The sequence below is a fragment of the Psychrobacter sp. ENNN9_III genome (genome assembly GCF_001462175.1).
Classification (GTDB): Bacteria; Pseudomonadota; Gammaproteobacteria; order Pseudomonadales; family Moraxellaceae; genus Psychrobacter.
Window position 1 is genome coordinate 1 of sequence record NZ_LNUO01000097.1, and the last position, 13,542, is coordinate 13,542.

Annotated in this window: 8 protein-coding genes and 1 pseudogene; 8 read left to right on the plus strand and 1 reads right to left on the minus strand. The window is 44.4% G+C overall.

Annotated elements, in window-relative coordinates; translation table 11 throughout:
• Window positions 1-55: 55 nt before the first annotated feature.
• On the minus strand, window positions 56-1,309 hold the full coding sequence (gene sat / locus PENNN9_RS06300; RefSeq protein WP_058368852.1) for a sulfate adenylyltransferase: 1,254 nt from the start codon (window positions 1,307-1,309) through the stop codon (window positions 56-58).
• 238 nt (window positions 1,310-1,547) lie between these two features.
• Between sat and PENNN9_RS06305 the strand changes: the two genes are divergently transcribed.
• The 8 genes and pseudogenes from PENNN9_RS06305 (at window position 1,548) to PENNN9_RS06335 (ending at window position 13,506) form a co-directional block, all read left to right on the plus strand.
• Window positions 1,548-3,239 carry a nitrite/sulfite reductase gene (locus PENNN9_RS06305; protein ID WP_058368853.1) on the plus strand — a complete coding sequence of 564 codons (1,692 nt, stop codon included), beginning with the start codon at window positions 1,548-1,550 and terminating at the stop codon, window positions 3,237-3,239.
• Window positions 3,232-3,834: a DUF934 domain-containing protein gene (locus PENNN9_RS06310; RefSeq protein WP_058368854.1), complete on the plus strand. Its 603-nt coding sequence runs from the start codon at window positions 3,232-3,234 to the stop codon at window positions 3,832-3,834. The genes PENNN9_RS06305 and PENNN9_RS06310 overlap by 8 nt, the downstream gene beginning before the upstream one ends.
• 170 nt (window positions 3,835-4,004) lie before the next feature.
• The gene (locus PENNN9_RS06315) at window positions 4,005-4,643 is read left to right on the plus strand and encodes a phosphoadenosine phosphosulfate reductase family protein (RefSeq protein ID WP_058368855.1); all 639 of its coding nucleotides are present in this window, start codon (window positions 4,005-4,007) and stop codon (window positions 4,641-4,643) included.
• A gap of 63 nt (window positions 4,644-4,706) precedes the next feature.
• The gene (locus PENNN9_RS12705) at window positions 4,707-4,859 is read left to right on the plus strand and encodes a hypothetical protein (RefSeq protein WP_156410081.1); all 153 of its coding nucleotides are present in this window, start codon (window positions 4,707-4,709) and stop codon (window positions 4,857-4,859) included.
• 15 nt (window positions 4,860-4,874) lie between these two features.
• A complete protein-coding gene (cobA, locus tag PENNN9_RS06320) occupies window positions 4,875-6,590 on the plus strand; it encodes a uroporphyrinogen-III C-methyltransferase (RefSeq protein ID WP_058368856.1) in 1,716 nt (571 codons plus the stop codon).
• 251 nt (window positions 6,591-6,841) lie between these two features.
• Window positions 6,842-8,361 (plus strand): annotated as a pseudogene (locus PENNN9_RS13635) (exonuclease SbcCD subunit D C-terminal domain-containing protein).
• A gap of 91 nt (window positions 8,362-8,452) precedes the next feature.
• Window positions 8,453-12,409 (plus strand): AAA family ATPase, encoded by a 3,957-nt coding sequence (locus PENNN9_RS06330; RefSeq protein ID WP_058368857.1) that lies wholly within the window; start codon window positions 8,453-8,455, stop codon window positions 12,407-12,409.
• A 41-nt stretch (window positions 12,410-12,450) separates the two neighbouring features.
• On the plus strand, window positions 12,451-13,506 hold the full coding sequence (locus PENNN9_RS06335) for a WG repeat-containing protein (protein ID WP_058368858.1): 1,056 nt from the start codon (window positions 12,451-12,453) through the stop codon (window positions 13,504-13,506).
• Window positions 13,507-13,542: the final 36 nt, after the last annotated feature.

The following is a 13,542-nucleotide window of genomic DNA, read 5'->3' on the forward strand; positions in this document are numbered from 1 at the left end:
AGACGTTAAATCTGGCACCTTTTTTATCTAGCAATTTTATAAACTATAAAACACCCTATACGGCAGATGCACCAGTTAACTTGACCTCAGCACGGTCATCGATAGCGATACCGGCATAATAATTACGTAAAATCTGCAATACTTCAGGACGGCTAAAGTTGTCTGGTACCTCAAGGTCTTCTGATAGCGCTTTACGCAACTTAGTACCTGATACTTTGACATGCTCAGATGCTTCATGCGGGCAAGTCTTATCAGAGGCCATGGCATTACAAGCATTACACCAAAACGTCCAACCGATCTTTAGCGGCTGAGTAATTAGGTCGTCTTTACCAACATATTCAAAGATAGTCTGTGCGTCAAAGGCGCCATAATAATCACCGACACCTGCATGATCACGACCAACAATCAGATGGCTACAGCCGTAGTTTTGACGGAATACCGCATGTAGTAGTGCCTCGCGCGGCCCAGCATAGCGCATATCTAGCGGATAACCTGCCTGAATAACGGTATCTTGCTTAAAGTAATTATCAATCAAGGTTTTGATGGCCTCTTGGCGAACGTCAGCTGGGATATCACCTGGCTTTAATGCCCCTAGCAATGAATGAATCAAGACTCCATCGCAGATTTCAATGGCAATCTTGGCAAGGTATTCGTGTGAGCGATGCATTGGATTACGCGTTTGGAAAGCGGCAACCGTCTTCCAGCCTTTAGTGTCCAAAATAGCGCGGGTTTCAGCAGGGGTTTTATAAATCTCTGGATATAGCGTTGGGAACTCACCTTCGCTCAATACTTCGACGCTACCTGCAATGTTTACTTCACCTTGGTTAAGTACTTGCTGCACGCCCGGATGCTCAGAATCCGTGGTGGTAAAGACTTGCTGACACTCATGTTCTTTATCGATGGTATAGGTCTCTTCTACCGTTAAGATACCCATAATTTCGCCATCTTGTGCCACTAACGCGACCTTATCACCTTGATTTAGGCTGTCGGCAGTTTCTTTTGGCGCTGATAAAGTGATGGGAATCGGCCAAAACAAGCCAGCGTTGTCGCCACTTTGCAGACGCATATCATCAACCACCCCTTGCCAGTCCGCTTGGTTCATAAAACCATTGAGCGGGGTAAATCCACCAATACCCAGCATAATCAAATCGCCACGCTCACGTGAGCTCAGGGTAATCGTCGGCAAGCTGCTGGCAAGTTTCAATGCTTGCTTGCGGGCATCATCCTTTAATAGTAACGGCTTAAGATCCTTGCTGCCATGTGGTGGCACAAGTTTTGATAGTTGTTGGTTAGGCGTAGTAGATGTCATTTTTTAAAACCTTTATAGGTGGTGATAAATTGAATAAACATAGGCTACCTAACTTTCTTTATGAAAATTTATGCTGACTTTGGATATGGATATGTCTTAAAGGAATTTATGTTTATAGACGCAAACTTATATGATGGTGCAATTACGGTGTATACACTGCGACTAGCCATAATATTTAGCGCACGCGAATCATTTCCGTTGCGGCTTTAAAGACTAAAAACAACATTGAGATTACGTCATGTATCAATATAATTACGCTGACCAGACCTTGGTAGAGGAACGAGTCGCCCAATTTCGCGACCAAACCGAGCGGTTTTTGGCAGGTGAACTCCCAGAAGAGCAATTTTTGCCGCTGCGTTTGCAGAACGGCCTCTATATTCAACGTTATGCGCCAATGTTGCGTATTGCCATTCCTTATGGGTTACTTGCCAGCTATCAATTGCGTAAATTGGCTGAAATTACCCGTAAATATGACAAAGGCTACGGGCATTTCACGACCCGTACCAATATTCAGCTGAATTGGCCAAAGCTAGAAGATGTGCCAGATATTTTGGCGGAGCTGGCCTCGGTACAGATGCACTCAATACAAACTTCTGGTAACTGTATTCGTAATACCACGACTGATCCTTATGCCGGTATTCATCAAAATGAAATTGCCGATCCACGTCCCTACTGCGAAATCATTCGCCAGTGGTCGACCTTTCATCCTGAGTTTGCTTTTTTACCGCGTAAATTTAAGATTGCTGTGATTGGTACCGATGAGGACCGTGCAGCGACGCAAGTACACGATGTTGGTCTGCACCTTAAGAAAAACGAAGACGGCGAGCTTGGCTTTGAAGTCCTAGTTGGCGGCGGTCTTGGACGTATTCCTGTGCTTGGCAAAGTCATCAATAAGTTTTTGCCACGTCAGCATCTGCTTAGCTATTTAGACGCTATATTGCGTGTCTATAACCTGCATGGTCGGCGTGATAAAGGTAGCAAGTACAAATCACGAATTAAAATCTTGGTCGATACCTTAGGCGGCCCTGCGTTTGCTAAATTGGTCGATGCCGAATGGGAAGCGCATACCAAAGACGGGCCGCTGACGCTGACTGATGCAAACTTTGAGACTGCTACCAGCTTCTTTAGTGAGCCTGATTATGTAGCCTTTGATGCGCTACAAGCACAATCCGATCTACAGCAGCAATTAAGCGCTGATAAAGACTTTGCCAATTGGTATAACCAAAATACCGTGGCACATAAAGTTGCCGGTTATCGGGCGGTGGTAATTTCTCTCAAAGCAGGCTTGGTCGATGGCAAGTATGTACCATCTGGTGATGTCACCCATACCCAAATGGACGCACTCGCTGATCTTGCAGACCAATACAGCTTTGGCGAACTGCGCGGCACCTATCAGCAAAATCTTGTCTTCGCTGACGTGCAAACCAATCAGTTATACGAGCTATGGCAAAAATTGGTCGACCTACATCTGGCCCGTCCGAATATCAACACTTTAACGGACATGATTGTCTGCCCTGGTTGGGATTATTGCTCGCTTGCCAATGCCACCACGCATAATATTGCTGAGCAAATCGAGAAGCAGTTTACTGATTTAGATTATCTATACGATCTTGGCGATATCCGCCTCAATATGTCGGGCTGTATCAATGCCTGTGCACACCATCATACTGGCGATATCGGTATCTTGGGTGTCGATAAAAAAGGCGAAAACTGGTACCAGATCAGCCTTGGCGGCAATTCAAGCAACGATGCCAAGCTTGGCAAAATACTCGGCCGTTCCGTCCCTACTGAAGCGGTCGCTGACACCATTCAAAAGATCGTTGACGTCTATGTCGATCTGCGTGCCACCACCGATAATGACGTTGAAAGCTTTGGCGAATTGGTCGAGCGCGTCGGTATTGATCCCTTTAAGGAGAAGGTCTATGGCTAATCACCACATTTTGGATAGTCACGGCGTCGATATTAGCCATAAAGATAGCTGGCATGCGTTAACCACTGACACATTGCCAGATGGTATCGCCTCGATAGACCTCACTTTACTTGAGCTGCTACAAAGACAAGAAAAACCTGACGTCCTAGTACCACTCGCTGATTTATTGAACGGTTCAGGGGCGCTGGCAAGTGGTTTGGTCAAAGAGGTGTATGAGCTGATAGTCCAGCATAGCAGCCGTATTGGATTATGGGTGACTGCTGATACGGATGCGAATGCACTGACAGAGCTAAGTGAGCTGCTAATAAAGAAGGCGCTCATCGTCATTCATGTTCCTAAATTCGCTGATGGACGCAACTTTAGCTTCGCTCAAACGCTACGTCAAATGGGCTATCAAGGTGAGATTCGTGTCGCTGGCGAGTTTGGCCGTGATCAAATTGCGTATCTATTACGCGTAGGTGTTGACAGCTTTGTGCTCAGTGAGCATGACATGCAACCAGACTCTAAATTTAGTATTGACCAAGCGTTTACTGCCCTTGCTAGCAGTTATGATGGTCGCAATGCCGCCGACTTACCGATGTTTTCGGGCAATTAATTTTTGTTATCTCTCTTTTGAATAGCTAACTTTCTTTTGTAGGCTGTAGCTTTAGCCTAGCTTAAACCTTTGCGAAAGCAAAATGCTGGCTAAAGCTACGGCCTACGACACTCATGTATTAAGCTTTTTCTAACTCACTTGTTAAACTAATCCCATTTAAGGAACGTATTATGAGCCAGTTACACCCAAATATAGATATCGACCAAGCTAACCAAGACCTGCAAGGCAAATCACCAGAAGAAATCGTGGCATGGGCACTAACACAAGCTAAAAACCCAATTATCACCACTAACTTCCGTCCTTATGAATCAGCGATCTTGCATTTGGTCGCCAAGCAGCGCCCCGATATCACCGTATTGTGGGTGGACTCAGGCTACAACACGGACGCGACGTATCAGTTTGCCAATAAAGTTATTCGTGATTTAAACTTAAACGTCATCACTTATATTCCTAAGCAAACGGCCGCCTATCGTGACGCGACCATGAATGGCATCCCAGGCATTGATAACCCACAGCATGATGAATTCACCGATCAAGTAAAACTTGAGCCATTCCGCCGTGCACTAGACGAACTAAAGCCTGACGTGTGGTTTAATGCCATCCGTAAAGATCAAACCGAATTCCGCCAAGGTCTTGATGTGCTTAGCTTATCAAAAGATGGCGTGCTAAAAGTTGCACCTTTATTTGAAAAAACAGACGCTGATTTAGACGTGTATCTTGAAGAGCATAATTTGCCAAATGAGTTTGATTACTTTGATCCGACTAAGGTAGAAGAAAGCCGTGAGTGTGGTTTGCATACGCAGCTGTAGTCACGCGTTGCAGTAACCCATGATTTTAAAATCCCTCTTACCCTTACGTAAGAGGGATTTTTTATGATACATATTTTCCTAATTACTCTCGTATCTATTCCCTTTCCTATCAAAACACACCTTTATCATGACAAAAACGAATATGCTAATGCCAATTCACTACGTGAGCGCATGCCTGTGATACCTCATAATGGTGGCATATTTTATATTGATTGAATAATTGGTGATGCTATGAACACCTTTCCATTGTTTTTTAAATTAGAAGACCGCAAAGTACTGATCGTTGGCGGCGGCGATGTGGCGCTACGTAAAGCCGACTTACTCAGCCGCGCTGGAGCTTGCATTACAATCCTTGCGCCCAATATTAGCGCTGAAATACAAGCCTTGTTATCAGACGATAAGCATGAGCTTATCTATAAAAATTATAATAAAACGTATATGTCAGGTGCACGAGTCATCATCGCGGCAACAGATGACGAGACGCTCAATCATCAAGTTCACGCTGATGCTAGCAATCTTAATATTCCGGTAAATGTGGTTGATACCCCGCATTTATGCGATTTTATATTTCCTGCCATTGTCGATCGCAATCCCATTGTGATTGGTATCTCCTCTAATGGTAAAGCGCCCGTGCTGGCACGTCTACTGCGTGCACGTCTTGAAACTCTAATTCCGCAAGGTTATGGCAAACTGGCCAAGCTTGCTGGTGAGTTTCGAGCAGAGGTAAAAACCAAAATACCAACCCTGACAGGACGTCGACAGTTTTGGGAGCGCGCCTTTGAAGGTCAGGTCAGTCAGCTGATGTTTGCCGGTAATGAGCGTGAGGCCACTGCCCAGCTAAAAGCAGATTTAGAAAGCACGGCAGCTGCTATTGAAAGCAGCGCTAATCGTAGCGTTGACCCTGATGCCCATAACCCGGCTAATAGTCCTGCCACGACGACTAGCCAGCATTCACAGAGCCACAGCACAGAATCACTATCGGCCACTGCGCCTGTAGCAACAGATGAATTAACGGTTACTCAATCAAAACCCGCGCGAGCAGCTGTCGGTGAAGTCTATATCGTCGGTGCAGGCCCTGGTGATCCAGAGCTTTTGACGTTTAAGGCGCTGCGTCTGATGCAACAAGCGGACATCGTCTACTATGATGCCCTAGTTTCTCCGCAAGTATTAGACTTATGCCGCCGTGATGCCGATAAGGTGTTTGTCGGCAAAAAACGCAGCAACCATGCGGTCGCACAACTGGGTATCAATGAGCTGCTCATCAATAGCGCCAAACAAGGCCGCCGTGTGGTACGTCTAAAAGGTGGCGATCCCTTTATTTTTGGGCGTGGTGGCGAAGAGATTGAAAGCTTGCGGGCGCATGGGTTACCTTATCAAGTCGTACCAGGTATCACCGCTGCTAACGCTGCCGCAAGCTATGCTGGTATTCCACTCACGCACCGTGATCACTCGCAGTCGGTGCGCTTTGTCACTGGGTTTTTAAAGGCGGGTGCGCCCAATGAGAAGTTTGAAAACTTACTTGATACCAATGAGACCGTGGTGTTTTATATGGGCCTGCATTCGTTGGCACGTTTGACGACCGGCTTGATTAACGCTGGCCGCTCGTCTGAGACGCCGATTGCGATCGTCTCCAATGCCAGTATGCCCAATCAGCAAGTATTAACTGGTACGCTTGAGAGTATCGTGGAGCTGCAAGAACAAAACCAGCTGCCCACGCCCGCCTTACTTATCATGGGTGATGTGGTAGCGCTGCATAATGATTTGGCGTGGTACAACAAGCATAATAAAGATACCAGCGATACAGAAGATAATTGGTTACGCGCAGGAACAGCCATCACGGACCAAGATGCAAAAAAGCCGATAGACCAGCAAGCCCATGCGCTCTCTATGATTGCTAATTTGGCAGCGCAGCAAGATGAAAGCTTAGAGCAGTTGGTGATTAGTTAATGCTTGCTTTGCGTTACTGACGTCGCGTTTTTAAAATCTAATATAGCCCTACCGATAAGATATTGGCAGGGCTTTTTTATGCGCGTGTAACAGAGCAAAGCTTAGTAATTCTTGCTAGAATGAATGCTTTCTACTCATTGCCTTTAAGCTCAACTATGTCCACACCTACTGATACCAAATCCATGCCTACTAAACCTCTAAATATCTTACATACCTCAGATTGGCATTTAGGGCGCAGGCTGTATGGCCGTATGCGCTATGATGAGTTTGCAGCGTTTTTGGGCTGGCTTGAAACCACTATTAGCGAGCAACACGTAGATGTGCTGATTGTCGCTGGTGATATCTTTGACACCATGACACCAAGTAACCGAGCACAAGCCTTGTATTATGAGTTTTTGGGCCGAGTCTCACGCTCCTGCTGCCAGCATATCGTCATCGTCGCAGGCAATCATGACTCTCCGACTTTTTTGGATGCACCAAGTCATGTGCTTAAGTTCTTAAACGTCCATGTCATCGGCACCGCTTGCGAGGACTTAAACGATGAGGTCTTGGTATTAGATGACACAGACGGCGCGCCGCACTGCATCATCGCCGCTGTGCCTTATCTGCGTGATCGTGATGTCCGTAGCAGTAGCGCTGGTGAGTCGATGGATAGCAAAGATGCTAACGTTATCAAAGGTATTCGCGCTCATTATGATGAAGTCGCTAGCATTGCTAAGGCTCAGCAGGCTAAATTAGCCAAAGCAAACCAGCGTCACATTCCTATCATTGCCACAGGGCATCTATTCGCAGCAGGTGGTACGACTACTGAAGATGATGGTGTGCGTGAGCTTTATGTCGGCTCACTTGGCAAGATCTCCGCTGATATGTTTGATGAAAGCTTTGACTATGTGGCACTTGGCATTTGCATGTCCCGCAGCGTGTTGGTGGTCGTGAGAGCATTCGCTATTCAGGCTCGCCTATCGCCATGGGTTTTGGTGAGGCTAAGCAACAAAAACAAGTATTGCTGGTACAGTTTGGTGCAGTAGAAAATGAGTTTAGTAATAAAAAACCAACGTCAAATAGTACCGCTGGAAGCAGTATGCCTCAGCTCACCAATACAGTGACCAAGATTGAGAAATCGGTAGAAAAAGCTGCTAAAAAAGTAGCAGGTCAGGCAACTGATTTTATGGATGACTTGTTTGGCTTTGATGACTCAGTAGAAAGTGATGTAAAGGAAGAAAGCACGGTTGAAGAAGGGTTAGCTCAGACAGGTGCTACGCAGAGTATTATTGATAATAATTCAACTGATATCAACTTAAAAGTAACCTCCCCTTTAACCTCTCAACTACTACATCATGATAATTTATGTCAAATGCAGGTCATCTCCCTACTTATTCCAAAATTTCAAAAATTGGCGCAAATTTCAGGTGATTTGGAGTCTATTAATAAGACTATTGATAAAACCATCCAAGCTCTTGATGCAGAAGAAGCCGTTTGGCTTGAAATTATTTATACGGGTGATGACGTGGTCAGCGAGTTGCGTGAACATATTCAGATGATGGTAGATGGCTTGCCGTGTGAGGTATTAAAAATAAAAAACACACGTACTTATAATAAAGTTTTGAACCAACAGCAAATCTCTGAGACCCTACAAGATTTAAATGAGGAAGAAGTATTTGAGCGCTGCTTAATTGCTCACAATATTCCTGATGAGCAAAAATCATCCTTACGTGACGCGTATGATCAAATCGTTTATAACTTGCGTCATGAAGACACTGAGGCTGAATAATAGCAGCGCATTTTGGATGCCAGCCAACAACTTCTTCACTTTTCATCACTATTCTCTTTATCACTGCTCTATATAAAAATAAGATCTGCCCATGCGACTGATAGAACTACGACTCAAAAACTTGAACTCCCTAAAAGGCGAATGGCACATTGATTTTAGTGATTCCGCTTTTTTAAATGAAGGCATTTTTGCCATTACTGGGCAGACGGGTGCTGGCAAGACCACCATATTGGATGCGATTTGCTTAGCACTTTATAGTCAAACGCCAAGATTGGGTGATATTACCGGCTCAACGAACGAAATAATGACCCAAGGTACGGGTGAATGCTCGGCAGAAGTTATTATCGAAATAGATTCCAAGCGTTATCAGTGCTACTGGTACCAGCATCGCGCCCACAAAAAAGCCAAGGGCAACCTATTACCGATTAAGCATGAGATTAGTGAGGTCAAAACCGGCAAGATTTTAGAAGAGAAAAAGTCTAAGACATCCGCCTATATTCAAGACCTTATCGGCATGGATTTCAATCAATTTACCCGCTCTATCATGCTAGCACAGGGCAGTTTTGCCGCGTTTTTAAAGTCTGATATTGGCGATAGAGCAGCGATTTTAGAGAAAATAACGGGCACTGCTATCTATGCAAAAATATCGTTGAACGTACATGAAAAGAAACGCTTTGAAGAAGAAGTGCTTGGTAAGCTACAAGCGGGCGTTAATAGCTTATCATTATTAAGTCTTGAAGATGAAAAGCTACTGGCAGCAGAATTAGAGACCCTTAATCAACAGCAAAGTATACAGCGACAAACATTCAAAACCCTGAGTGAGCAACTGCAGTGGCTGGATAGTGTTGGGCAGCTACAAAAAAATCTGTCGAACTATCAGACCGAGTTTGCAGCAGCACAGCAGATACAGACAGACTTTAACCCAGAAGCACAGCGCCTAGATATTGCTAATAAAGCCTTGGAGATTAACAGCCACTTCCGAGAGTTAAGTTATAGCCGTGATATGGTCAAGCGGCTGGGTACTGAACAACAGGATTTGCTCAGTAAGACTCCAATTCAACAAGCAGCGCTTGCACAAGCCACGACCCATCTAAATAGCGTTAATGGGCTTGAAAAGCAAGCTACAGACAATCTGCAAGCCACTCTGCCTATCATTGCCAAAACGCGCGAGTTGGATGCTGAGATAAAACAGCAATCTCATTCTTTAGCCGATGATGATCGACGTAAAAATGTATTAGTCAATAATACGCAACGATTACGTCAAGAAATAGACAGCCACAAGCAAACAGAACAAGAGATCAGAGATCAATTTAGTAGTATAGAGAAGTATTTTAGCGATTATCAAGAGCTAAATGATCTTGATACAGATATGGCGACCTTTGATAGCAGCTGTCGCCGATTAAAGGCGCTGCTAGAAGATAATGTCAGCTTAGCGGCGGATAAACTCACGCATGACAATCAATCCAGCCAGCTACAAGCTCATTTCGATAAACTATCTAAGCAACAAGACGCAGATGTGTTGTTAATTAAGCAAAAACGCGAGCAATTGGTCAGCGTACAACAGCAGCAAGACGCACTTACCCAAAAACAATCGCTTGCTAGTATGCGCGGCGAGCAAGAGCAAGTGGATCAGATCAACACTCAGATTGCGCAAGCCAGCTTTAAGCTACAGCAGCTATCCGATCTTGCTCGCCAAATCAAAAAGACCAACCTCTCGCTACCAACGCTAACCGAGGAACTAACGACCTTAGCAGGATTGATTGCTGATCATCAATCAGATATTCAAGACACTAAGCTCAAGAGGCAAGAAAAGCAAGAGCATCTGAGTTTACTACAGAAGGTCGCTGGGCTTGAGGACTACATAGCAGAACTAGAAGATGGCTTGCCCTGCCCGCTATGCGGTGCGCTGGAACATCCTTACGGTAAACATCATCCATTATTAGACAGTAATAATATCGATGACAATGTCGAGCAAAACCAGTCGTCCACAATAAAACAGACTAAGACGCAACAAACTCAGCAGCAAATAGCGGAACTAGAGACCGTTATTGATAACCTTGAGCAGGCTCTATCAACATACAATATCGAATATGCCACAAAAAAAGAGACGCTGAACAACCAAGAGCGACAACTAGCGCCCCTACAGCAGCAATCCACAACCTTATTTAGAGATATTCAGGACAACATAGCCGTACTATTTGAGCCTAAAAATAACTATTCTGAAGCAATCGCAGTAATTATCAATCCTCTTAATAAGATAGGTGATGATATCAATGCGACCATCACAAATATAGATCATAGCTTATCTTTATTAGACACTGCCAAACACAACCTGACTGAACATAAACAGTCTCTGAAAACCATAGTGGTCGAATATGACAACCTAACTGAAAGTGCGGCAAAGCTCAGTACTGCTATCGAAGCTGATGAAAAACAGCAACGTGCAGTCAGTCACGATATTAATAATTTAACAACTGACATCAAGCTTAACTCACAAAAAGTTGATGGAATAAAAGATAAGATCGCCGCTAATTTCTCAGAGCTAGCGCCCATTATGACTACCGTTTCATCTCTAACGCATAAATACCCAGCGGATAAATATCAAGAGCACTTAAACTCAACTATAGCGCTCAATGCGGCAGACTTATCTGATGCCCTTAAGCAACTAGATAATAGTTTTAATAAGCAAACGGTAATGGACAGCGCAGATTATAATTGTCACATTGAAAAATTACGTCAACAGCGCAGCACTTTAAACCAGTTAAAACGACAATTTAATGAGCAGAAAAATAGCCAACAGCAGCTAACCAATACCTTAAGCAGTTTGAGCGCGCAGATTGAAACCAAGCAAGCACAGCTGAGCAATGATGACACAGCGCTCAAAGAGCTAGAGCGCTTAATCGCTCATAAAGCAAACGCTATCGAACAATTAAAGCAAAATAGAACAGAGGTTTTTGCAGATAAAGATACAGACAATGAAGAGACTCAATTACGTAGTACGGTTGATGCAGCTAAAACCAAGCAAGTAGTAGCACAAAGGCAACTAGATTCCGTACAGCAGGCTCTAGAGCAATTAAAGATTAGAGAGGAGCAACTAGCAGCAGAGTTACAGTCGGCGACTACCACACTGAATACGCAGCAAAGCACCTTTACGGATTTACTCGCAGAGTCACAGTTCGTCGATGAAGCTGCTTTTGTGAGTGCCCGTCTGCCGAAAGAAGAACGCGAAGCACTACACGCACGTAAATTGGCGATTGACAATGCATTGCATCAAGCTAAGTTGCAGTTGGACAGCACTCAGCAAGCGTTAGAGCAAAAACTTGCAACGCCTATGACTGATGAAGACCGAGAAACGCTTGCAAGTCAGCATCAGCAAATACAAACAGATATTGACGAGTTAAGTCAAAAAATCGGTGCGATTGACCAAAAGCTCAAGGATAATGACGACCGTAAAGGTGAACAAGCGGCACAGCTCATTGCGATTGATGAGCAAAAACAAAAACTACAAGTTTGGCAACAGCTACATACGCTCATTGGGTCAGCTGATGGTAAAAAATATCGTACCTTTGCCCAAGGTCTTACCTTTGACATTATGATCAAGCATGCCAACGCGCAACTACAAAAAATGAGCAATCGTTATCTACTCATTCGCGATGAAAACAGCCCTCTTGAGCTGAATGTCATTGACAACTATCAAGGCGGCGATATTCGCAGTACCAAAAACCTCTCTGGTGGCGAAGGCTTTATTATCAGCCTAGCACTCGCGCTTGGACTGTCACAGATGGCCAGTCATAATATCCGCGTTGACTCGTTATTTTTGGATGAAGGCTTTGGCACGCTCGATGAGGACTCACTTGATATTGCGCTCGATACTTTGACTAGTCTGCAACAAGAAGGCAAGCTAATTGGGGTTATCTCCCACGTACAAGCCCTAAAAGAGCGCATTCTAACCCAGATCAAGGTCGACAAACTCTCTGGCGGCTTTAGTCAAATCAGCGGACAAGGCTGTCGCCGAATTACCAATTCTACCGATGAAAAAGCCTCGTAAATTCAGACAGTCGTTAAAGGTATGATAATGAGGAAATAGCGATGACTAACAAATTAGCGCTCTTAACATGGATATCTATTTTGTCTGCCGGCTCTATCATTACACTCACCCCTGCCCACGCTACCATCAGCTGTGCCGGTTACTTACCCAATAGCTATTTTGAGCGTATCGAAAATAATGATAAATTCGCTGGCAAGCTAGTCAAACAAGACAATGATACGCAGCAGCTACAAGACCTAAATGGTAATGTCATCCTAGACAATTTGACCGATGCTTATATATTGATGGACTCTTATTTGCTTGCCAAACAGCACGGAAAATATGGCGTATCAAATGCCGCTGGCAAGATTATCGTGCCTTTTAAGTATGACGAGATTCAAACAGAGCCTGGTATTGCGACCAGCTTTATTGTCAGTGTTAACATCTCAGACAATGCCAGCAATGCCACTAAACAAGGCATCATCAATCGTCATGGTGACTGGGTTTATCCGTTAGCTAGTGTTCGTATCCAGCACGCACACTACGATTCTGATTATGACCAAAATTTCTTTACAGTTACTAAGGACAAAGGGCTGACTGGACTGCTCGATGACAGAGGTTATTGGGCTGTAATGCCGCAGTATGATGCAATTCATCCGCTGAACGCTTGTACGGGCGAGCCTTTGTATTTACAAGTCAGCCTGCAAAACAAGACCGCGCTTATTGACCAGAATGACGATGTCATCATTCCACTAGCAGCCAACCAACATATTGAGTCTTTTAATAGTAGTGTAAACCCCCTGCTTTTTCTGCGCAGTACTTTAATCACTGGTAGCACAGCTACTGGCATGAGCGAAGATATTCAAGACGATATCAAGAGCGCCCAAATTATTGATGCCAATGGCAAACTGATTCTCTCTTCGGACGCGCCCATTAGAAAGCTGTTATATCACCAACTTTATACTTATAAGCAAGCTGGCAAGATTGGTTTGATTAACGATAAAGCCAATGTCGTATTAGAGCCACAGTTTGATAACTATCGTGATGACGCGGATAAAGTCTGGCTTGAAAAAAATGGCGAAATGATGCGTCTAAATACATTGCTTAAATTGGACTAAGCGTTTACTTTATCAGCTTTACTGTTTTTTGATTTT

What these genes read in the sequence shown, in the direction of transcription:
- PENNN9_RS06315 (WP_058368855.1), top strand. Translation starts at nt 4,005, where the DNA reads ATGAGCCAGTTACACCCAAATATAGATATCGACCAAGCTAACCAAGAC.
- PENNN9_RS12705 (WP_156410081.1), top strand. Translation starts at nt 4,707, where the DNA reads ATGATACATATTTTCCTAATTACTCTCGTATCTATTCCCTTTCCTATC.
- sat (WP_058368852.1), bottom strand. Translation starts at nt 1,309, where the DNA reads ATGACATCTACTACGCCTAACCAACAACTATCAAAACTTGTGCCACCA.
- PENNN9_RS06305 (WP_058368853.1), top strand. Translation starts at nt 1,548, where the DNA reads ATGTATCAATATAATTACGCTGACCAGACCTTGGTAGAGGAACGAGTC.
- cobA (WP_058368856.1), top strand. Translation starts at nt 4,875, where the DNA reads ATGAACACCTTTCCATTGTTTTTTAAATTAGAAGACCGCAAAGTACTG.
- PENNN9_RS06330 (WP_058368857.1), top strand. Translation starts at nt 8,453, where the DNA reads ATGCGACTGATAGAACTACGACTCAAAAACTTGAACTCCCTAAAAGGC.
- PENNN9_RS06335 (WP_058368858.1), top strand. Translation starts at nt 12,451, where the DNA reads ATGACTAACAAATTAGCGCTCTTAACATGGATATCTATTTTGTCTGCC.
- PENNN9_RS06310 (WP_058368854.1), top strand. Translation starts at nt 3,232, where the DNA reads ATGGCTAATCACCACATTTTGGATAGTCACGGCGTCGATATTAGCCAT.